The sequence below is a fragment of the Haloarcula amylolytica JCM 13557 genome, from assembly GCF_000336615.1.
GTDB classification, from domain to species: domain Archaea; phylum Halobacteriota; class Halobacteria; order Halobacteriales; family Haloarculaceae; genus Haloarcula; species Haloarcula amylolytica.
The window spans coordinates 124,949-143,667 of record NZ_AOLW01000006.1 but is presented as its reverse complement, the minus strand read 5'-3'; the positions used below and the strand labels follow the sequence as shown (position 1 = coordinate 143,667).

Here is an 18,719-nt window from a genome sequence, read left to right as displayed (position 1 = left end):
GCCCATTGTGACTGTATGCCACCCGGTCAGGTGGAACTGGCGTTGCGCGTCATCATTGGCCTGTTCGTCATCGTCGCGCCGACGCTGCTGTTTCTGGGACTGTGGCGCGGCCTCGAAGCGATGCGTGACGACGAACTCATCCAGCAGGCCCACCAGCGCGCCGAGATGAAAGACCAGTCGCCGACCAGACCCGACTGGTCGGCCGACGTATTGACCGACGCCGAGGCGTCACCGCTGTCGGCGACCAATATGTCGGTCGTGACCTGTAGCACCTGCGGCACGCCGAACATGCAAGACGCCACTTACTGTCAGGAATGTCTCACGGAACTGGAGTAGTCAGTCTAACGTGTCGCCTTCGTCGACCTGAATCGCTATCGTCGGCTCGGAGCGCTCCGCGCTGCAGTCGATGTCTCGCTCGACGGCGTACGTTTTTGACTCCGTCCGGTTCGGGTCAATCGGTAACTCGGCGGTGACGGCGTAGGACTTCGTCGTCGAAGCGCCGATGGTGTCCTCGTCCCACTGGATATCGGTGTCTACGTACACGCTGTCCTGCGGGTGGTCTGTCGGCCCGACCAGACAGCCCGAAAGCGAGGGGAGGTCTAGCGCTCGCAGGAACGGTGACGGGTTCGATGCGGTAACGGCTCCGATCTCCGCCTCGATGTACGGGTACCTGTCCGGGTTCTCCGGCTCTGGGACCGACACGGTGACCGACTCGTTTGTCTGCACGTCGTAGGTCACCCCGCCACTGAGCGCGTCGGCTCCCACGAGCAGGACGCTCACGACGAGGAGGCCGCCGAGGGCGACTGCCGCTGTTTGCCGCGACGGTGTCGGAATCCCCGCTCGGAGCGCGTAGCCGAGGCCAACGAACAGCCCCGCGGACGCGGCGAGCAACAGGAACGTGCCAGTTTCACCCGGCGAATACCGGACGACGACGTAGCCGGCGAACACGACGTAGGTCACGCCACTGAGAGCGAAGGCGACGACGTCAAGCACGTCCCGTTCGACGGCCACACCTGCTACGAAGAACGCAATAAAGCCCAGCAACAGCAGCGCCGCTTTCACCGTTATCGAGAGATCGAACACGACGTCCCGGACGAAATACAGCAGCGCCGCCGCGGCGAACAGGACACCGAGTGCGTACAGCAGTTTGCCGCTGTCGATAGCCAGGCGCATGGAGGGTCACTGGCATTTCTCTTAGCTGATAAATAAAGCCACGGCTGGAGAGTACAGGCCTGTGTGATGCAGAAACCGGGCAGAAAAACGGAACCCATGTCTCAGTCGTCAGCCGTTGCTCGTCCAGCGTCAGCACCGTTGGACAGCGGCGTCCGCTCGACGACCGTCCCGTCGTATGTCGGGTACTGCCGCGAGTACCTTTTTCATCGTCGGGTTTCCTCGCTCGCTCCGCTCACTGCGGGAACCACTCCTCGAAAAATCTACGCTAAAAAACCGGACGTCTCACTCGCTTCGCTCGTTCGCGTCCAGAACGACTCAGTCCCCCACCGCCGACTGCTCCGACTGCGGATTCGAAGCCGACAGCGGCGTCCGCTCGACAACCGTCCCGTCGTACGTCGGGTACTGCTCGACGATTTCGCCCTTCTCGACGTCGCCCTCTTCGACCATCTCTTCGAGCAGCCACCAGGCGAGTTCGACGTGCTCGGATTTGACTGTGTAGTACTCCTCGGGGACGCCGAGGGTTTCGAGTCGTGCTTCGGAGGTCCACGCCTTCCCGTAGACGAGCGTGCCGTCGTCAGTCACGTCGTCGAAGGGCCGGCGGATGTTGCGGGCCATCCGCTTGAGCCGTGAGCGGTGCTGGGCGGCGTCTTTGAACACGCTCGTACAGAAGTACACCTTCTCGTGGTCGCCCATCTTCTCCAGGATGTCGTGGGAGCCCTCGACAGCGCTCATGTGGTCTTCCTTCAGTTCGAAGCCCTCCTCCTGCATCCGGCGGTAGTTCCCGTCGGACATCTCGAACTCGTTGATGTTACAGAAGTCGGCCGCGCCCTCGTCGAGGAATTCGAGGAACTCCTCCTCCGCGCGGATGCCGGGAATCTCGAAGGCGGGGGTCAGCCCCTCCTCGCGGGCGATGTAGAGGATGTCCTCCCACTCGGTCCCGTGGAGGTCGCCCCACTGCTCCAGAGGCGGGTGGAAGCGGATCTCGTCGAGGCCGGCCTCAGAGAGGCGGCGCATATTCTCGCGGCCGCCGGGGATGCCGGTGTAGAGGTGCGTGTGGTGATCCTCGCCGAACTCGTCTTTCAGCAGTTCCAGATAGTGACAGGTCCGGTCGAGCACTTCCTGGGGTTCGCCGCCGGTGATCGATGTGCCGAGCGCGCTCATGCGCTTGGCCTCCTCGATGACGTCCGAGTCGTCCTCGACGGGACGCTCGTTGGCGTACATCTGGGTGACGTTCTTGCGGTTTTCCCCGAGGGGACAGTAGAAGCAGTCTCGCTGGTCGCAGTAGCCGTAGACGAACAGCACCATCTTGCCGCCTTTGGCGCACTGTTCGCAGCCCTCGGAAATCATTGTCTCTAGCCACTCCGCCCAGCGGGAAAAAGCGTGCGCATCGGTTCTGGCGTGGGACGGGACGGCATGGCTCGTCCCCCTGACTGTCCTGGCCTCCCTGGCTCTTATCCCGCTCCCCGACGCAGACGGTGGTATGACAGACACCGGGACCGGAATCACCGGATCCCGCCGCCGTCGCGGCCTCGCGGTCGTCTTCTTCGTGGTCTTTCTGGACCTGCTGGGGTTCGGTATCATCATCCCCATTCTGCCGTACTACACGCGCACGTTCCCGGGCGGCACGGAGTTCGTCATCGGACTGCTCGCGGCGTCCTACTCTGCGATGCAGTTCGTCTTCGCACCGCTGCTTGGCTCGCTGTCGGACCGCGTCGGTCGCCGCCCGGTGCTGGTGGTGTCGCTGTGTGGCTCCGTCGTCGCGTGGACGGTGTTTGGGCTGGCCGACGCGCTGTGGCTCCTGTTTCTGTCCCGGATGCTGGCCGGCGCGATGGGCGGGAACCTCTCGACGGCACAGGCCTACGTCGCCGACGTGACGCCGCCGGAGCGGCGGGCCGCGGCCCTGGGGTTCATCGGGGCCGCGTTCGGCCTCGGCTTCATCTTCGGCCCCGGTATCGGCGCGGTGTTGAGCTTCGACGCCACGGTTACCGCCGTCGACGGCCTTTTGCCGGCGGCCGTCCCGATAACCCGGTTTTCGCTCCCGAGCTTCGCCGCCGCGGCCGCGAGCCTGGGTGGCGTGTTCGTCGCACTCCTCTTTCTCCCCGAGTCCAGAAGAGCGTCCACGTCCACGGACACGACGGAACGTACGTCTGCGGTTACGCAACTCCGCACGGCGGTGGCGACGCCGGGTCTCCGTCCCCTGCTCGTGGCCTTCTTTCTCGTCTCTTTCGCCTTCTCCGGCGTGCAGGTGATGTTCGTCCCCTACGTCGCCGACATCTACGGCTACACCGCGGCCCAGAGCGCGCTGCTGTTGACCTACATCGGCGTCGTCGCGGTCATCACGCAGGGGGTCCTCGTTGGCCGGCTCTCGGCCCGCTACAGCCCGGTCCGGCTCTCGGTGTTCGGGACCGGGCTGCTCGTCGTCGGCGTCGGCGCGATCCCGATTTCGCGGCCCATCGGGTCGGTACTCCCCGACCTGACCAATCTCGTCCCGTTTCTTACTGCTGACCTGCTTGGCTTGCTTCTCGTGCTGACAGTGCTGCCGCTCGGCAACGGTATCCTCTCGGTGACGCTGACAGCGCTGGTTTCCCAGCAGGCCAGCGCGGCCCTCCAGGGGAGCGCCTTCGGCGTCACGCAGGGCGCTGGCAGTCTCGCCCGGACCGTCGGCCCGCCGGTCATGGGGGGACTGTACTTCGCCGTCGGCTACTGGTCGCCCTTCGTCGTCGGGAGCGTCCTGTTGCTCCCGGTGCTGTGGCTCGTCGCCAGATTGGGCGCGACACCGGAGTCCTACGAGCCCCGGCCGGCGGACCCACGCTAGATGGGGCCTGCTTTGAATGGGCTGGCGTTCGTTTCGTGCGTATGGACGACGAGGAGTCCGACCCCGTCGGCGGGCCGCTACCGGCGGCGAAGTCGTTTGACGACAAGGTGCTCGGAATCAGCGAGACGGCGATTCGGTACGTCGAAGTCGTCGCGGCACTGGTGATCGTCCTCCTCTTTGCTATCGGCGTGTTCGACCTGAGCCTCCAGATATTCCAGAGCGCGCTCCGTGGCGACATCACCGACCCGCTGGTCGTCGTCGGTTTCATCGACACTGCCCTCCTCCTGTTCATCATCGTCGAGGTGTACCAGACCGTCGTCGCGTACACGCAGGAAAGTGAAACCCGACGTATCGTTCGCCTGGTCATCTACACGGGCGTCATCGCGATGGTCCGGAAGGCTATCATCTTCCGCACCGGTGAGTACAGCTCCGAACAGGCCGCGCTCACCGCCGCAGCGGCGTACACGCTCATCATTCTCGGGCTCGCCGCACTGCTGCTCGTCGAGCGGCGGACCCGCGGGACGCTGCCGGAATCAGAGTGAGGCGGTCCCGAAAGAAGTTAAACACAGACGGCGTAGCGCCGGTAGATGCTGCTGGTGCTGTGTATCGACCTCGACGACGACCTCGGCCGCAAGACCGGTATCGAGACGCCAGTCATCGGGCGCGATGCCGTCGTAGACGCAGCGGTGGCGCTGGCCTCGAACGACCCGGAGGACTCCGACGTGAACGTCCTCTTCGAGGGCGTCCACATCTACGACGACATCACCGACGAACCGGTCGAAGTCGCGGCCGTCACCGGTGTCGACGGAAGCGACGTCGCCGCCAACCGGGCGGTCGGCGAGGAGGTCGATACCGTTCTCGCGTCGCTGGCGGCCAGCGAGGACGTGCGGGCGCTCATCGTCACTGACGGCGCACAGGACGAATCGGTGGTCCCCGTCATCCGCTCGCGGGTCCGCATCGACGGCGTCCGCCGCGTCGTCGTCCGCCAGGCACAGAACCTCGAATCGATGTACTACACCATCAAGCAGGTGCTCGACGACCCGGAGACCCGCGGCACAATTTTGGTTCCGCTCGGTATCCTCCTGCTCATCTACCCGCTGACAATCGCCATCGAGGCGCTGGGCTACCCCGGCTCCGCGCTGGGTGTCATCTCTGGCCTGCTTGGGCTCTACATCCTCGCCCGGGGCCTCGGCGCTGAGAAGATACTGGACGAAGCGGTCGAACGGGTGACTTCAGGGCTGTACGCCGGTCGCGTGACGATCATCACCTACGTCGTCGCGGCCGCGCTGCTCGCCATCGGCGGCGTCAGCGGCGTTCAGGAACTCGAACGCCAGACCGACCCCGACGCCCTCGAAGTCATCGCGTCGCTGGTTTCGGGAGCGATCCAGTGGTTCGCCGCCGCCGGCATCACCTCCAGCCTCGGCCGCGTGACCGACGAGTATCTCGACGGCAGCTTCCGCTGGCGGTATCTCAACGCCCCCTTCTATGTTCTGTCGATTGCCGCCGTATTGCACGCCGTCAGCGCCTTCTTCCTCGGGGTTCGGGACCTGGAGTACCTCGCGGTGATGCTCACCGGCGGGACGCTGCTCGGCCTGGTCAGCACGCTGGCCTTCGCCGTCGCGGAGGCCCGCTTCGACCACCCCGAACAGCACAATCAAGGCCCCGGCGGTCCCTCGTCCGAGTGATGTATGTCTCCCGTGCCGTCGAGAGTCTGCGTGCGGACCCCATCGAAGGCGAGCCTGTCGACCTGGTTCTCGAAACGGCCGACGACGCCGACTCCGAGCGTGTCGCCGCGGCCGCGGCGGCCGCCGGCGCGACCGTCGAGCGCCGCCTCCAGTTCGACGACCTGCTGGTCTCGACCACGCAGGACGAAATCGACGCCCTCTGTGAGCTGGACGGGCTGACCGCGATTCAGACCGGGAACGTCAACGCCATTACGACGGCTGATGACGTCGAAGAAGACCTCGACCACGGTGACTAACCGGCGACCGCGTTCCGCATTTCTTTTGTCACCACCGGAAGTACACGACAGCGAGGGCACGTAGCTCAGTCCGGATAGAGCGTCGGACTTCTATCTCCGCTGGCTGTGCCATCGGGGGAAGATATCCGACGGTCGTGGGTTCGAATCCCACCGTGCCCGTGAAGCCGCTGAACGATAGTGAAGCGTGCTGAACCGCAGCACGCAGGGGATTCGAATCACGCCAGACTGAACGGAGTGAGGCCTGGCCTCGGGTGAGAATCCCACCATCCCGTTATCTCCGAATAAAAGCAACGTAGACAGCCACGCGACACGCCGAGGAGTCACATTCTCAAAACAACAAACGCGCCATCGGTCGCATTCCAGCGTCCCCCGCGGTTCGCTGCCGACTGACCGCTCTGAAACTGCCTGTCACCATCGGTATGTCCCACCAGAACCAGTCCTCAGAATGTCGCAGTGAAGGGCACACTACTGCCGATACCTAGTCGGCTCGCATGACTTGTCAGAGGCACGGCAACCCGACTTGGGGGGATGGTATCGGTTTCGTACCCTCCACAGCCATGGTTTTCCCGGCGAGATGTATGAAACAGCGACATTTTCACACCCAGCTATTGTTTTGAAAACATGGGTGAACCGTTGGTGTGGCGGTCGCCGTCTCGGCTCTCGTTCACAGGGCCGGACCTACAGCGACACCGAGCTGTTCCGGTCTCCAAACGGCTCCAGCGCTGTGTCTGAATGCATCCGAACCCCAGTGCTACGCTTCTACGATGTCGTCTTCCATGGCAACGACCTCCGTGAGAATCGCTTCGACGTCGTCGTCGGGGACGCCGTTCTCCCGGAGCGCGGCTTCGAGGTGGGTCGCGACGTTGGCGAACGCTTCCTCGGTGATTCCCATGCCCTCGTGGGCGGTCTGCATGTCATCGCCGTCGTAGTCGACCGGTCCGCCGGCGACGGCACTGATGAACTGCGCCTGGTGGCTGCGGAGCTGGTCCATGTCGGTCGCTTCGAAGTACGGGTCGAGCACCGGGTCGTCGAGCACCCGGTCGTAGAAATCCGAGACCACCGCGTCGACCGCGTCGCGACCGCCGATCCGCTCGAAGATGGACTGTGATGCCATTGTCAGGTGACAGGTAAGCGGCCGGCATGTCAGTTGTGGAAAAACATATTCGGCACAGAACGCCGCGTTGGCGCTCGGACGCGATGCGTGGCCTAGCCCCTCTCAAAGCAGGCGAAGCGATCATCGAAGCGCTACAGCCGTTTGCGCCGTCGCTGCCGACCGACCAGTACCACCGACAGTATGCCGAGCGTCCCGAGCACGGTCCACTCCCCGTGACGGTCGGTGATGGGCTGTGCGGTACCGATGCCGTGCTTGCCCTCGTCGTCGGCGCTGGTCGCTGTGGCCGCGCTGCTATCGACTGACGGCGCGAAATTCGCCCGCCGGCCGGTCGTATCCGCCGCGCTGCTTCGCCGCAGGTCGCGGTCACTGAGTGCGTCGGTCTGGACCGACGGCGCGGTGTCAGTGACAGCCTGTCGAACGAACGCGTCGAGGTCGTCCCCGGCGACAGCCGACACTGTCTCGGCGAACAGCCTGAGTGTAATTCGCTCGTCTCGCCGGGTCAGCCTGTCGAGGACGGTTTCGAACGTTCGGTTACCGTCGGTCGCCTGCCGGAGGCGGGCGTCGATAGCCGCGACGACACGCGTTCCCTTGTGGTACTGCGCGCCCGGTCCGACCCAGCTATCGGGCTGTGTCAGGTCAGCGGTTTCGTGGCGCTCGGTCGTAATCCTCTCATGAAACTGGTCTTTTTCGATACCGCCCGCGCTGTAGGTGAGTGCCGCGGTGTGATAGTCCGCGCTCCCCTCACTGAGCCAGTCCATCGCCGGTGTCGTCTCGAACGTCTCCCGGGTGTGGCGGTACTCGTGGACCCAGACGTTGACCGGTGTCCGGACGGGTTCGCCGGCGTTGACGATGACATCTGACTCGCCGTTCGACGGGGTGTACCCGCCCGGTGCGAGTTCGTTCGGCGCGACAAACACGCGGATGTGGTCGTGGTCCGCTCCGGCGGTCGAGGCACGCTTCGCGTGGCTGATGGAGTCCAAGACGGCGGTTCGGTTGGGTCGCAGGTCCGAAGCCGCCGGGACAACGAGCGTGATTCGGTCCCCGTCGACTGTTCTGGTTTCTGTCTCGTGGGGACCGATGTAGGCGGCCGTACGCCCGGCGACACCGTTCTGGCCGGGCGCGAGCGCGAGCGACTCGTTCCACGTGGGCCGCGGCCCGACGTGCCAGCGCCAGCGGGCACGCAGTGACACTTCCTGTCTGGCCAGCAGCGTCCAGTTGTCGGTGTCGGCGGTCCGCTGGCCGAACGTCGTCGAGAGTCCGACCGGCACAGTGTAGGTCAACTGTGCTGTCCTCGTATCGCCGCTGAGACGCCAGCGGTCGCCATCGGACTCGAGGCCGTCGGCTCGAAGCACAGTCGTCTCCGCCGGCGTCCGAACTGACAGTCCAGTGACGTGCCGTGGTCGCTCAATCGTCGCGGTCACCCGTACCCGACCGGTCTGGGTCGGCTCTCTGTCGACTGTGTACCGGACATCAATCGAATTATCGCTGTCGCTGGTGCCGATTTGTGCCGGTGGACTCGACTCGACACCGAGGGCGACTGGAGACGTGCAAACCAGAAGCAGGCAAACCAGCCCTGCCGACATCTGCGTTCTCATAGCTCTGGGCACTGCCGAATGCTACGCGACAACCAGCGAGTGGCAGTAAAGTGTGTGCCGGTGAAAATCTCAAACGTAATAACAGGCTGTGCGGCGCGGAGATGGGGTCGCAAGCGTTTTGCCAGCGGCCACGTTATCCCCTGATATGGCCGATTGTCCGCTCGCAGACGACTGTCCCAAATTCACCGAACGAATCCAGGGGATGGGCTGTACCCACTACGGCGACCGTGGCGGCGCCGAGTGGTGCAATCACTACAACCAGCCGATCTCGGAGCTCAAGAGCCAGCCGGTCAAGATGGGCGAGGAAGTCGCCGTCGACGTCGAGGACATCCACGAGAGCGGTGCCGGCGTCGGTCGGACCGAGGACGGCTTCATCATCATGGTGGACGGCGTGCTCCCGCCGGCCCGCTCGCTGGTCAAGGTGACCAACGTCCACTCGAACCACGCCCGCGCCGAGGAGGTCGAGCGACTGGAGATGGACGAGGACCTCTCCGAATCCGAAACCGACGAGAGCGACACCGAGACCGACGAGACGGACGACGACCCCGACGACGGCCGGCGTCTCGGGAGCCGGGACAACTTCTGGGGCAGCTAGGACAGTCCGCGGTCGACAGTCATTGGGACAGTTTGCGAGCGGGACTTCTTTGGGACAGTCGGTACTTCTCCCGGACATGGACCTCGAACTCGATGGCAACGCAGCGCTGTGTACCGCCGCGACGAGCGGCCTCGGACTCGCGAGCGCCGAAGCCCTCGCCGCTGAGGGAGCCGACGTGGCCGTCTGTGGCCGAACGCCCGAACACGTCGACGAGGCACGGGACCGGCTCGAATCGGTCGGCGACGGCGATGTACTGGCCGTCGAGGCCGACATCACTGACCCCGACCAGATCGAGGCGCTCGTCGAGGAGACCGTCGACAGCTTCGGCGGCCTCGATCACGTCGTCACCAGCGCCGGTGGCCCCGCCCCCGGACCGTTCATGGAGACGACGGAACGGGACTGGTACGGCGCGTACGACCTGCTGGTGATGAGCGCCGTCTGGACGACCAAGACCGCCTACCCCTACCTCCGGGAGTCGGAGGCCGGGACCATCGTCAACATCACCTCCCGTTCAGTCCGGGAGGTCATCGACGACCTGGTGCTCTCGAACGCTGTCCGTCGAGCCGTCATCGGCCTGATGAAGACGCAGGCCCGCGAGTTCGCACCGGAAGTCCGCGTGAACGCGGTCCTGCCCGGCGCACACGAGACGCCCCGCATCGAGGAACTCGTCGAGGCGGCCGTCGAGCGCGGCGAGTACGACTCCTACGAGGAGGGCATCGAATCCTGGTCCGACGCGCCGCTCCAGCGCGTCGGCCAGCCCGAGGAACTCGGAGACGTGGTGGCGTTCCTCTCGTCGGCCCGCTCCTCCTACGTCACCGGGACGGCCCTGCCCGTCGACGGCGGCGCGATGCGGAGCTAACAGCCCTGGCCGCCGATCCGCTCAGAATCGCTCGTCATCGCGTAGCTCCGACACGACCTCCCGAACGCGCTGAGCCTCGTCTTTCGGGACGACGAGCGTTCGGTCGTCGAAGGTGGCTACCACGAGGTCTTCGACGCCGACGGCGCTGACGTGCCCGTCGCTCACCAGCACGTTCCCATCGGCGTCGATGGTGACCGCCTCCCCCAGCACCGCGTTTCCGTCCTGTTTGTTGAGGATGCGCTCGAAGGCGTCCCACGACCCCAGGTCGTCCCAGTCCAGCGCCGCCGGGACGACGAAGGCGTTCTCGGCGTCTTCGAGCACAGCGTAGTCGATGCTCACCGGGTCGACGGCGTCGAATGCGGCGTCGTAATCGCCTTGATCCAACCGCTCGACCATCGGTGCAAGCGGCGAGGACGCCGCGGCGGACAGGAGCGCCGTCGGCGTCCAGGCGAACAGCCCGGCGTTCCAGTAGAAGCCCTCCCGGACGTACGCCGTCGCGGTCTCCCGGTCGGGCTTCTCATGGAACGTCTCGACCGGTGCGAAGCCGTTCTCGGACGCCCCGGGCTTGATGTAGCCGTAGCCGGTCGCTGGCCGGTCCGGCTCGATACCGACGGTGACGAGCCCCTCGGTTTCCACTGCGACCCGCGCCGCCGTGCGGGCGACATCCGAGAACGGTCCCGAAATCCGGTGGTCGCTCGGCAGACACAGCAGGACGCAGTCGCCGACCTGCTCGCGGATGCGATGCGCCGCGTAAGCAAGCGCCGGCCCGGTGTCTTTGGGCGCTGGCTCGGTCAGCACTGCCGCACTAGGGGCGCGTTCACGCACCCCGTCGGCGAATGACTCCCGGGTCAGAACGTATGTCTCGTCCGCGAAGCCGACACGGTTGACCGTCTCGGCGAGCAGGGACTGTTCTCGGCCAAAGGAGAGAAACTGCTTTGGCCGGTCGCTCCGGCTCGCCGGATACAGCCGTGTGCCGGTTCCCCCGGCCAGGACGAGCGCGACGATTGGTCGCTCCATACTCGGCGTTCGCCCGGCCGGTGCTAAAGTGTTGTACTGGTGACCGAGATGCGACCCGGTGAATCCACTGCCGTCGGTTGGCTACCACGTCTCTATCGTGCCGTCTCTGATGTCTTCGACACAGCCCTGACAGTCCGGGTTCTCGGCGTCGTAACACACCGGCCGGCGCTGCTCGTCCATCGACACCGCGCGGTACTCGGCGTGGCGGCGACAGACGATGCGGGCCCGCCCCTCCTCGTCCCTGGGCAGGCCGGCCTCCGCCGACCGCTTGCCGTTCTGATAGGCCTTCTTCGCGTCCGAGAGCTGCTGCTCGGCCGACCGCAAGGTATCTCGGATGAACCGTGCGAGGCGGTCGTCGTCGGCCATACCGACCGTTGTGCCCGCCGACAAATCAATCTTCTCGCGTGGCTCTCACAGCTCAATTCAGGGGCCACGACATCCGAACGCAGCTTCACTTTCACTCCGCCGGGCGAGTGTTTATTACCGAAGGCGACCAAGCGTCGGATGTCTCCCAACGAAAACCAGGCGGAGACAGTGAAAGCCAATGACTGAGTCAGATTTGCGTACCCACGCGACAGAGATACACGAGCAGTTTTCCGACCAGCTAGAGATCGACGTCGACGACGTCGTCGAGCGGCTCGATACGCTGGTGAACGACTATCAGGTCCCGATCAGCGAGGCCCGCCGAAGCGTCGTTAACACGTACCTCGACGAGGCCGGTATGGACCGCGACCAGCTGGGCGGCGGCGACGGCGGCGGCAACGAGCAGGTGGACGTCGCCGACGTCGACGCCCCCGAGGAGTGGGTCGACGTCCGCGCGACGGTCGTCGAACTCTGGGAGCCGCGCGCCGACGCCGTGGCCCAGGTCGGCCTGCTGGGCGACGAGACGGGCACGATCAAGTTCACGAAGTGGTCGAAGTCCGACCTCCCGTCGCTCGAAGAAGGCAAGTCCTACGCCCTGCGCAACGTCGTCACCGACGAGTACCAGGGCCGCTTCTCCGTGAAGCTCAACCGGACGACGACCATCGAGGAACTGGACGAAGCAATCGAGGTCGGCGACGACAGCGTCGAGGCCGAGGGCGCACTGGTCGACATCCAGTCCGGCTCCGGGCTCATCAAGCGCTGTCCCGAGGACGACTGCACGCGCGTCCTCCAGAACGGCCGCTGTAGCGAACACGGCGAGGTCGAAGGCGAGTTCGACCTCCGAATCAAGGGCGTCCTCGACGACGGCGAGGAGGTCACCGAGGTCATCTTCGACGAGGAGGCGACAGAGGAACTGACCGGCATCGCCCTCGAAGAGGCGAAAGAGATGGCGATGGACGCGCTCGACACGACCGTCGTCGCAGACGAGATGCGACAGAAGATCCTCGGCCGGTACTACCGCGTCCGGGGCCCGACCTTCGGCCGCTACCTGCTCGCCGACGAGCAGGAGCGACTGACCGGGGCCGTGGATGCAGACGAGATTCTCATCAAAGCGAGGTCGATCTAAATGGCGAGTACACCCACCCGCGAGGTCGCACGGCGCGTCTTCGCACGCGAGTTCAACGACGCGAGCTACACGTTCAAAGAATCCGACGACGACCGCGCGCCGGTGTACGTCCTCCTGCCGACCGGCCAGCGCGCCAACCGCGTGTTCCTGGTCGGGACCCTCACCGAGACCGAAGACGTCGGCGAGGACAGCGAGTACTGGCAGGGACGGGTCGTCGACCCCAACGGCGACACGTTCTTCATGTACGCCGGGCAGTACCAGCCCGACGCGGCGTCGATGCTGCGCGAACTGGAGCCCCCGGCCTACGTCGCCGTCGTCGGCAAGCCACGCACCTACGAGACCGACGAGGGCGAGGTCAACGTCTCGATCCGCCCCGAGTCTATCTCGGAGGTCGACGAGGCGACGCGGGACCGCTGGGTCGTGGAGACGGCCGAGCGCACGCTCGACCGGGTCAAGCGGTACAAGGAGGCCGACCTCGAGGACCCGGCCACCGACGAGTACATCGCGATGGCCGACGAGGAGTACGAGCAGTTGTCAATCGAGAACTACCGGCAGTCGGTCGTCGGCGCACTCGAAAGCCTGCAGGACGAACAGGCCGAAGCCAGCGCGGACTGAAACGGACTGGTCTCGGCCCGCTTTTTCGACTTTAGCGGTTTTGCCGACGCTACGGCTCTAGTAGCTCGATTCGGTTCCCTTCTGGATCGACGACGAACATGATCGTCGTCCCGCTCTCGGTCGTCTGCGGGCCGCTGAGCGTTTCGACTTCGTCGGGCAGTCGGTCGGCGACGGCGTCGAGGTCGTCGACTTCCAGCCCGGGATGGGTCGCTCCCGGTCGATTGAGGTCCGGGTCCGGCATCGCCTCGCCTTCCGGCTCGTAGGTCGCCAGTTCCAGGCGTACGCCGCCAGCGTCGAGGTGGACCAGTTCGGCGCTGGCTCCCTCGATGTCGACAGCGGTGCCGAACGCCTCGTCACCGACCGAGAAGCGCGTCAGCACGTCGAGTCCGAGCACGTCGCGGTAGAACTCAATGGCACGGTCCAGGTCGCTGACGATGATACCGAAGTGGTGAGCGGTTGCGTCGATGTCTGTCGCCATCTCTGTCCGGAACCGGGGTCGGCCGGCTGTTAAATCACAGCGGTTCGACTGTTGCGACTCACGGCTACCAGGGAATCGGTCCGGTAGCGTCTGACAAACGATTAAATACGTTGCTACTAAAACAGTACGTAACTATGGGCAACAAAAACAAAACAATCTCCTTTCGCGTCAGCGAGGACAAATTCGAAACCCTCCGCGAAATCGCCGAGGAACGCGATATCTCGCTGTCCGCCGTCTTCCGGGATTACGTCGACACGCTTGTTTCCCACGACGGTCAGGTGAAGGTCGCGCCGGAACACGAGTTCGAAGACGACGCAACCGAGACCAGCACCGAGAGCTTCCCGCCGAAAGTCGAAGTTCCGAAGAGCTTCGTCCGCGAACACGAACGGCTCGAACTCGAAGCCGAACACCTCCGCGAACAACTGGAAGAACACAAGCGCTACGTCACGAAGCTCCGCCAGCAACTCGACGAGATGGATCAGGACGAGGTCATCCACCTCGAAGACCTCGATCAGGGCGAGGAGGAAGACGCCTCCTATCGCATCGGCAGCTTCGACGACCTAGAGTAACCGCTGGCGTTTCTGCTGTACGTCCTCGGCGACGTCGTCGCGCCCATCGACGTCGGCCAGGGTCTCCACGGCTTCTAACGTTCTGACGGAGTTATCGAGGAACGAGAGCACGTCGCCCGGATAGGCATACAGCATGTAGTCGTCGCTCATCACGTCGACGATCGCGTCCGGCCCCATGCCCTGCTCGCGCAGTTCCAGCAGGTACGAGATGAACTTCCGCTCGGCACAGCCACAGTGTGGGTTGGCCTCACAGTCACAGTCGAGGAAGTCCTCAGCGAAATCGAGGACTCGCTCCCTAGAGGCTTCGTCGAGCTTTGCCAGCCCTTCGCCCTGAAAGAGAATGTCCAGCGTCGCACCCTTGAACGCCCCTTTCGGGAAGCTCGTCTCTAGCTGGGAGGCGAGTTGCTGGTGGTTCTTGACGTATATCTTGTCCGTGATGGCCACGCGTGCCTCGCTGTACGCGTCGGCTGTGTAAAAGCGTCTCGAAGCAGCCGGTGACCTGGACGAAATCCACTCCGAACCGATGTACAACCGCTGTCATGCGCTCTCACGACTCACTGGTTTCCAGATTCGTAACGTATTTCTGTTCCAGCGGAATACCTTTGGATGTCTCAACACGCGTGTCCGGGTTGGGGTAGTGGTATCCTTCAGCCTTGTGGTGGCTGAGACGTGGGTTCAATTCCCGCACCCGGACTGTATGAAATTTCTTACATATACGACTGAGAACTGCAGCACGTTTAGTTTCACTTTCACTCTCCCCGGCTCGGATTTACTATCTCCCGCGTGGTCGTATGCGATATGACAGGATACGACTGTCCGACATGTGGTCGGGTGTTCGATAGTCGACGCGGTCTCGGGGTACATCATACCCGCGCCCACGACGAACGGTTACCGAACAGAGAGTGCAACCATTGTGGGGACTCCTTCTACTGTGAGTCTGCCCGGGCCTACTGCTCGGAAACGTGCCACGACGCTGCCGTATCGTACGAAGGAGAAGCGAATCCGAACTTTTCCGATGCGACGGAGAAGACGAACTGCGAAGTCTGTGGCGCGGAGTTCGAGTACTACCCGTCAGAAAAAGACGGGGTGTACTGTTCTGACTGTGTCGAAAATGTGGCTTGGCGTGACCCGCCACAAACTTCTGGGACTGCACACCACTCGTGGTCCGGTGGCAAACTATCGGTGTCCTGTGACGTTTGCGATGCCCACATCGGGCGATATCCGAGTCAGATTCAGAGCGAAGTCGTCCTTTGCAGCCGCGACTGCCACGCCGAGTGGCTCTCGGAGGCGTTCACCGGCGACGGACATCCGAACTGGCGCGGCGGTGGCGTCGGCGAATACGGGCCGGGATGGCGGGCGGTGCGCGAGCAGGCCCTGGAGCGCGACGACCACGCCTGCGTGCTGTGTGGCGCTGCTGCCGACGACCTGGGGCGGAACCCGGACGTGCACCACATCGTGCCGGTCCGGCTGTTCGCCGCGATGCCGGCCCTCGCCGTCCGGGACGCACACACGCTGGACAACGTCGTCTCGCTGTGTCCGGGCTGTCATCGTCGCGCGGAGTTCGGTCGGGTCTCGCCGTCGGAACTGCGCTGGCGGGCCGGCATCCCTCGGACTGATGCCCCCGTCGCAGGCGGCGCGATGGCGTAACCGGACCGGAATCTACACAATCAGTCCCGCCGCCAGTACGCGTATGTCACCCACTGTCGACGAACTGCGGAACGAGATCCGCGAGGCTGTCGGGCGGTACGAACGCCCGGTTTCGACGGCCTTTACCAAGGAAGCTCTGGCGGCTATCTGCGGGGCTGTCGGGTACGATATCGACACCGACCGGTTGCCGTCGAAACCACAGATGCGGGCGGGAATTCTCTGGCAAATCGGCGAGCGGGACGACGATGACCCGGCGGACGCGGAGCAGCCCTTCCGGAAGGGGGAACTCGAAGCGATTGCCGCGGCGCTGTCCGACGAGTAACGCCGTCGTCGACTGGGGCGAGAGTCCAGTTGGCAATCCAGCAGTCGTTAGAATGCGGAGATATTTGCTTCCCGACAGCGAACTAACCAGTATGGGACGCAACCGCTCCCCGACGTTCGAGAACAGGCAGACTGCCGGTCGGCGGCTGGGAGAGGCGTTGCGCGAGCGGGACATCGCGGTCGACATCGTCCTCGCGATACCGCGCGGTGGGCTGCCAGTGGCGCGTCCCGTTGCTGACGCGCTGGACGTGCCGCTGGACATCGCGGTCGCAAAGAAGATCGGCGCACCGAACAATCCCGAGTACGCTATCGGCGCTGTCGCCGCCGACGGGTCGGTCTGGCTCAACACCGATGTCATCGAGCGACGAGAGGTTCCCCGCGACTACGTTGCGAGCACACGAGCGGAAATGGCGGACGCCGCCCGACAGAAAGCCCAGCGCTACCGCGACTCGGAGTCGTCGCCGCTCACAGGCAAGCGGGTGTGTCTCGTCGACGACGGCGTGGCGACGGGCGCGACGGCGCGGGCCTGCATCGAGCAGATTCGACAGGCCGGTCCCGAGCGACTCGTGCTTGCGGTGCCGGTCGCTTCGCCGCGGGCGATTTCGGACCTCGAAGCGCTGGTCGACGAAGTGGTCTGTCTGGAAGTCCCGTCGGCGTTCCGCGCTGTCGGCCAGTACTACGAGCAGTTCGACCAGGTTTCCGACGAGGACGCGATGTCGTATCTCGACGGCGAGTGACCGTTACCGCTCTATCCTTGATTCCGGCCGGACAGTCTCGGTCTCCGTCTCACCGATGGGGGTAAAGTCGCCGCTGGACTTGATAATCGAGAGCGCTGTCATGATGTCTGTCCGGGTGAGTAACCCCTCGAAGGAGCCGTCCTCGTCGGTGACGAGCAGGCGACCGACGGAGTTCTGCTGGAGCGAGGTCAGCGCGTCCATCACATCGGTGTCCGGGCTGATCGTGATGATCTCCGTCGTCATCACGTCGCCGACGGTGTAGGCCTCGCGCTCGACCTCCTGGACGGCGCGGGCGTCTTCGAGCGTGACGAGGCCGACGACCTCGCCGCCGCGCTCGACCGGATAGCCGGTGTGGCGCTCCTTGAACATCGTCTGGATGAGCTCCCGGACGGACATGTCCTCGGGGACTGTCGTTACGTGGTCCGCCGGCGTCATCACGTCCGCGACGGTGACGCCCTCGAACGCGGCCCGCATCGAGGTTTGGCGGGACTCGCCTGCCGCGCCGATGTAGATGAAGAAGGCCAAGCCGGCGAGGAAGATGTTCCCGAGGACGAAGATGCCGAAGAGGCCGAGGAAGACGGCGAACACCTTCCCGACCTCGGCGGCGATGGTGGTGGCTCTGGCGTAGGACCGCCGGCGGGCCAGCAGCGCGCGCAGGACGCGGCCGCCGTCCATCGGGAAGCCGGGGAGCATATTGAACGCCGCCAGTGCGATGTTCATCAGCGCCAGATAGCCGAGGATGAACCGCGCCGATTCGACGATGGTCCCCACGCCGCTCGGGAGAATTTGGAACGCGACGAAACAGACGGCACCGACGGCGACGCTGACGATTGGGCCGGCAATAGCGATGACCAGTTCCTGCTTCCAGTCTTCTGGCATCTCGCTGAGCTGGGCGATGCCGCCGAACAGCCAGAGTGTGATGGAGTCGATGGGGAAGCCGTACCGGATTGCGACCAGCGAGTGGCCGAGCTCGTGGAGGACAACGCCAGTGAACAGCCCCACGGCCGCCCCGATGCCGAGCACCCAGACGAGCGCACCGTCGGTGAGGATGGCCACGTCCAGCCCGGCGTTCAGCGTCCCGTTCAACAGCTCAGTCGTCTGTTCGATCTGTGTCCCGATAATCCAGGCGAACAGCGGTAGCACGAGGAGAAACGTCAGATCCAACTGGATCGGGATTCCGAACGCGCTTCCGATACGAAACCGGCGCATACCCGTCGTTTGTCGGGGGACGGTCTTAAGCCCCCTTGGCGGGACTGCCACGGTTACCGACGCCGGCACGCCTTTTGCAACGCACCTGCGATGGACCACACATGAGCGACCCACTGATTCGCTGCGCGGACGACATCGAGTACGAACCCGTCGACGCCGCCGACGGGCTGGAAAAGGGTGTTCTCATCGGCGAGGGTAACGGCGGCGGGAACCTCGCACTCCGTCGCTTCACGCTCGCCCCCGGCGGCAGCGTGCCGAAACACACCAACGAAATCGAACACGAGCAGTACGTCCTTTCCGGACGGTACACCGTCGGCATCGAAGGCGAGGAGCACGCAGTCGAGGCCGGTGACAGCCTCCACATCCCCGCCGGCGCTGTCCACTGGTACCGTAACGACGGCGACGAACCGGGCGCGTTCCTCTGTGCGGTTCCCGCCGGCGACGACGAAATCAAACTGCAAGGGTGACCCGGAGCAACAGTTCACTTCTCCCCGTACTTGGAACA

The 18,719-nt window shown here is 64.5% G+C and carries 23 protein-coding genes and 2 tRNA genes; 16 read left to right on the top strand and 9 right to left on the bottom strand.

Features of this window, described 5'->3' with window-relative positions:
- Positions 1 to 15 precede the first annotated feature (15 nt).
- On the top strand, positions 16 to 336 hold the full coding sequence (locus tag C442_RS01060; protein WP_049942753.1) for a DUF7577 domain-containing protein: 321 nt from the start codon (positions 16 to 18) through the stop codon (positions 334 to 336).
- Here the strand turns inward: C442_RS01060 and C442_RS01055 are convergent, their stop codons facing one another.
- Both C442_RS01055 and C442_RS01050 read right to left on the bottom strand, forming a co-directional pair.
- Positions 337 to 1,173 (bottom strand): hypothetical protein, encoded by an 837-nt coding sequence (locus C442_RS01055; RefSeq protein ID WP_008307170.1) that lies wholly within the window; start codon positions 1,171 to 1,173, stop codon positions 337 to 339. It abuts the gene before it with no gap.
- 315 nt (positions 1,174 to 1,488) lie between these two features.
- The gene (locus C442_RS01050; RefSeq protein WP_008307169.1) at positions 1,489 to 2,520 is read right to left on the bottom strand and encodes a radical SAM protein; all 1,032 of its coding nucleotides are present in this window, start codon (positions 2,518 to 2,520) and stop codon (positions 1,489 to 1,491) included.
- A gap of 133 nt (positions 2,521 to 2,653) precedes the next feature.
- On the opposite strand from C442_RS01050, the gene C442_RS01045 reads away from it, so the two are divergent.
- The 5 genes from C442_RS01045 (at position 2,654) to C442_RS01025 (ending at position 6,128) form a co-directional block, all read left to right on the top strand.
- Positions 2,654 to 3,988 (top strand): MFS transporter, encoded by a 1,335-nt coding sequence (locus C442_RS01045; protein ID WP_008307168.1) that lies wholly within the window; start codon positions 2,654 to 2,656, stop codon positions 3,986 to 3,988.
- Positions 3,989 to 4,029: 41 nt separating this feature from the next.
- Positions 4,030 to 4,530: a phosphate-starvation-inducible PsiE family protein gene (locus C442_RS01040; RefSeq protein ID WP_008307167.1), complete on the top strand. Its 501-nt coding sequence runs from the start codon at positions 4,030 to 4,032 to the stop codon at positions 4,528 to 4,530.
- 45 nt (positions 4,531 to 4,575) lie between these two features.
- Positions 4,576 to 5,673 carry a DUF373 family protein gene (locus C442_RS01035; protein ID WP_008307166.1) on the top strand — a complete coding sequence of 366 codons (1,098 nt, stop codon included), beginning with the start codon at positions 4,576 to 4,578 and terminating at the stop codon, positions 5,671 to 5,673.
- Positions 5,673 to 5,969: a hypothetical protein gene (locus C442_RS01030; protein WP_008307165.1), complete on the top strand. Its 297-nt coding sequence runs from the start codon at positions 5,673 to 5,675 to the stop codon at positions 5,967 to 5,969. The genes C442_RS01035 and C442_RS01030 overlap by 1 nt, the downstream gene beginning before the upstream one ends.
- Before the next feature lie 54 nt (positions 5,970 to 6,023).
- A tRNA-Arg gene (locus tag C442_RS01025) sits at positions 6,024 to 6,128 on the top strand.
- A 592-nt stretch (positions 6,129 to 6,720) separates the two neighbouring features.
- Here C442_RS01025 and C442_RS01020 read toward each other — a convergent pair.
- Positions 6,721 to 7,083, bottom strand: coding sequence for a group I truncated hemoglobin (locus C442_RS01020; protein ID WP_008307164.1), 363 nt, complete (start codon positions 7,081 to 7,083; stop codon positions 6,721 to 6,723).
- Between the two features lie 131 nt (positions 7,084 to 7,214).
- Positions 7,215 to 8,678 carry a M61 metallopeptidase family protein gene (locus C442_RS01015; RefSeq protein ID WP_049942752.1) on the bottom strand — a complete coding sequence of 488 codons (1,464 nt, stop codon included), beginning with the start codon at positions 8,676 to 8,678 and terminating at the stop codon, positions 7,215 to 7,217.
- A gap of 145 nt (positions 8,679 to 8,823) precedes the next feature.
- Between C442_RS01015 and C442_RS01010 the strand changes: the two genes are divergently transcribed.
- On the top strand, positions 8,824 to 9,273 hold the full coding sequence (locus C442_RS01010) for a TRAM domain-containing protein (RefSeq protein WP_008307162.1): 450 nt from the start codon (positions 8,824 to 8,826) through the stop codon (positions 9,271 to 9,273).
- A 76-nt stretch (positions 9,274 to 9,349) separates the two neighbouring features.
- Positions 9,350 to 10,132, top strand: coding sequence for an SDR family oxidoreductase (locus C442_RS01005; RefSeq protein ID WP_008307161.1), 783 nt, complete (start codon positions 9,350 to 9,352; stop codon positions 10,130 to 10,132).
- A 21-nt stretch (positions 10,133 to 10,153) separates the two neighbouring features.
- On the opposite strand, the gene C442_RS01000 is transcribed toward C442_RS01005, so the two are convergent.
- Complete coding sequence (locus C442_RS01000; RefSeq protein WP_008307160.1) at positions 10,154 to 11,149, bottom strand: mannose-1-phosphate guanylyltransferase; 996 nt, start codon at positions 11,147 to 11,149, stop codon at positions 10,154 to 10,156.
- An 81-nt stretch (positions 11,150 to 11,230) separates the two neighbouring features.
- The gene (locus C442_RS00995) at positions 11,231 to 11,515 is read right to left on the bottom strand and encodes a DUF7091 family protein (protein ID WP_008307159.1); all 285 of its coding nucleotides are present in this window, start codon (positions 11,513 to 11,515) and stop codon (positions 11,231 to 11,233) included.
- A 178-nt stretch (positions 11,516 to 11,693) separates the two neighbouring features.
- Here C442_RS00995 and C442_RS00990 point away from each other — a divergent pair, with 178 nt between their 5' ends.
- Both C442_RS00990 and C442_RS00985 read left to right on the top strand, forming a co-directional pair.
- Positions 11,694 to 12,638: a replication factor A gene (locus C442_RS00990; RefSeq protein WP_008307158.1), complete on the top strand. Its 945-nt coding sequence runs from the start codon at positions 11,694 to 11,696 to the stop codon at positions 12,636 to 12,638.
- A complete protein-coding gene (locus C442_RS00985; protein ID WP_004590293.1) occupies positions 12,639 to 13,253 on the top strand; it encodes an RPA family protein in 615 nt (204 codons plus the stop codon). It begins immediately after the preceding gene.
- 49 nt (positions 13,254 to 13,302) lie between these two features.
- Here C442_RS00985 and C442_RS00980 read toward each other — a convergent pair whose 3' ends face one another.
- Positions 13,303 to 13,731, bottom strand: coding sequence for a VOC family protein (locus tag C442_RS00980; RefSeq protein ID WP_008307157.1), 429 nt, complete (start codon positions 13,729 to 13,731; stop codon positions 13,303 to 13,305).
- A gap of 134 nt (positions 13,732 to 13,865) precedes the next feature.
- Here C442_RS00980 and C442_RS00975 point away from each other — a divergent pair, with 134 nt between their 5' ends.
- Entirely contained in the window at positions 13,866 to 14,300 is a 435-nt protein-coding gene (locus tag C442_RS00975) for a CopG family transcriptional regulator (protein WP_004515935.1), read from the top strand.
- On the opposite strand, the gene C442_RS00970 is transcribed toward C442_RS00975, so the two are convergent.
- Positions 14,292 to 14,744, bottom strand: a complete 453-nt coding sequence (locus tag C442_RS00970; RefSeq protein ID WP_004590290.1) for a DUF5814 domain-containing protein — start codon at positions 14,742 to 14,744, stop codon at positions 14,292 to 14,294. The two genes, C442_RS00975 and C442_RS00970, sit on opposite strands and share 9 nt — an antisense overlap.
- Positions 14,745 to 14,923: 179 nt before the next feature.
- Here C442_RS00970 and C442_RS00965 point away from each other — a divergent pair.
- From C442_RS00965 to C442_RS00950, 4 genes are all read left to right on the top strand, one after another.
- Positions 14,924 to 14,994, top strand: a tRNA-His gene (locus C442_RS00965).
- Between the two features lie 104 nt (positions 14,995 to 15,098).
- On the top strand, positions 15,099 to 15,947 hold the full coding sequence (locus tag C442_RS23030) for an HNH endonuclease (protein ID WP_049942751.1): 849 nt from the start codon (positions 15,099 to 15,101) through the stop codon (positions 15,945 to 15,947).
- 43 nt (positions 15,948 to 15,990) lie between these two features.
- Positions 15,991 to 16,269: a hypothetical protein gene (locus C442_RS00955; protein ID WP_008307154.1), complete on the top strand. Its 279-nt coding sequence runs from the start codon at positions 15,991 to 15,993 to the stop codon at positions 16,267 to 16,269.
- A 91-nt stretch (positions 16,270 to 16,360) separates the two neighbouring features.
- Complete coding sequence (locus C442_RS00950; RefSeq protein WP_008307152.1) at positions 16,361 to 17,005, top strand: phosphoribosyltransferase; 645 nt, start codon at positions 16,361 to 16,363, stop codon at positions 17,003 to 17,005.
- 3 nt (positions 17,006 to 17,008) lie between these two features.
- On the opposite strand, the gene C442_RS00945 is transcribed toward C442_RS00950, so the two are convergent.
- A complete protein-coding gene (locus C442_RS00945; protein WP_008307151.1) occupies positions 17,009 to 18,214 on the bottom strand; it encodes a CBS domain-containing protein in 1,206 nt (401 codons plus the stop codon).
- Between the two features lie 101 nt (positions 18,215 to 18,315).
- Between C442_RS00945 and C442_RS00940 the strand changes: the two genes are divergently transcribed.
- Positions 18,316 to 18,681 carry a cupin domain-containing protein gene (locus tag C442_RS00940; protein ID WP_008307150.1) on the top strand — a complete coding sequence of 122 codons (366 nt, stop codon included), beginning with the start codon at positions 18,316 to 18,318 and terminating at the stop codon, positions 18,679 to 18,681.
- The last annotated feature ends 38 nt before the right edge of the window (positions 18,682 to 18,719 follow it).

Bases quoted from the DNA above. Each gene is read 5' to 3' on its own strand.
- C442_RS01060 (WP_049942753.1), top strand. From the start codon at position 16: ATGCCACCCGGTCAGGTGGAACTGGCGTTGCGCGTCATCATTGGCCTG.
- C442_RS01055 (WP_008307170.1), bottom strand. From the start codon at position 1,173: ATGCGCCTGGCTATCGACAGCGGCAAACTGCTGTACGCACTCGGTGTC.
- C442_RS01050 (WP_008307169.1), bottom strand. From the start codon at position 2,520: ATGATTTCCGAGGGCTGCGAACAGTGCGCCAAAGGCGGCAAGATGGTG.
- C442_RS01045 (WP_008307168.1), top strand. From the start codon at position 2,654: ATGACAGACACCGGGACCGGAATCACCGGATCCCGCCGCCGTCGCGGC.
- C442_RS01040 (WP_008307167.1), top strand. From the start codon at position 4,030: ATGGACGACGAGGAGTCCGACCCCGTCGGCGGGCCGCTACCGGCGGCG.
- C442_RS01035 (WP_008307166.1), top strand. From the start codon at position 4,576: ATGCTGCTGGTGCTGTGTATCGACCTCGACGACGACCTCGGCCGCAAG.
- C442_RS01030 (WP_008307165.1), top strand. From the start codon at position 5,673: ATGTATGTCTCCCGTGCCGTCGAGAGTCTGCGTGCGGACCCCATCGAA.
- C442_RS01020 (WP_008307164.1), bottom strand. From the start codon at position 7,083: ATGGCATCACAGTCCATCTTCGAGCGGATCGGCGGTCGCGACGCGGTC.
- C442_RS01015 (WP_049942752.1), bottom strand. From the start codon at position 8,678: ATGAGAACGCAGATGTCGGCAGGGCTGGTTTGCCTGCTTCTGGTTTGC.
- C442_RS01010 (WP_008307162.1), top strand. From the start codon at position 8,824: ATGGCCGATTGTCCGCTCGCAGACGACTGTCCCAAATTCACCGAACGA.
- C442_RS01005 (WP_008307161.1), top strand. From the start codon at position 9,350: ATGGACCTCGAACTCGATGGCAACGCAGCGCTGTGTACCGCCGCGACG.
- C442_RS01000 (WP_008307160.1), bottom strand. From the start codon at position 11,149: ATGGAGCGACCAATCGTCGCGCTCGTCCTGGCCGGGGGAACCGGCACA.
- C442_RS00995 (WP_008307159.1), bottom strand. From the start codon at position 11,515: ATGGCCGACGACGACCGCCTCGCACGGTTCATCCGAGATACCTTGCGG.
- C442_RS00990 (WP_008307158.1), top strand. From the start codon at position 11,694: ATGACTGAGTCAGATTTGCGTACCCACGCGACAGAGATACACGAGCAG.
- C442_RS00985 (WP_004590293.1), top strand. From the start codon at position 12,639: ATGGCGAGTACACCCACCCGCGAGGTCGCACGGCGCGTCTTCGCACGC.
- C442_RS00980 (WP_008307157.1), bottom strand. From the start codon at position 13,731: ATGGCGACAGACATCGACGCAACCGCTCACCACTTCGGTATCATCGTC.
- C442_RS00975 (WP_004515935.1), top strand. From the start codon at position 13,866: ATGGGCAACAAAAACAAAACAATCTCCTTTCGCGTCAGCGAGGACAAA.
- C442_RS23030 (WP_049942751.1), top strand. From the start codon at position 15,099: ATGACAGGATACGACTGTCCGACATGTGGTCGGGTGTTCGATAGTCGA.
- C442_RS00955 (WP_008307154.1), top strand. From the start codon at position 15,991: ATGTCACCCACTGTCGACGAACTGCGGAACGAGATCCGCGAGGCTGTC.
- C442_RS00950 (WP_008307152.1), top strand. From the start codon at position 16,361: ATGGGACGCAACCGCTCCCCGACGTTCGAGAACAGGCAGACTGCCGGT.
- C442_RS00945 (WP_008307151.1), bottom strand. From the start codon at position 18,214: ATGCGCCGGTTTCGTATCGGAAGCGCGTTCGGAATCCCGATCCAGTTG.
- C442_RS00940 (WP_008307150.1), top strand. From the start codon at position 18,316: ATGAGCGACCCACTGATTCGCTGCGCGGACGACATCGAGTACGAACCC.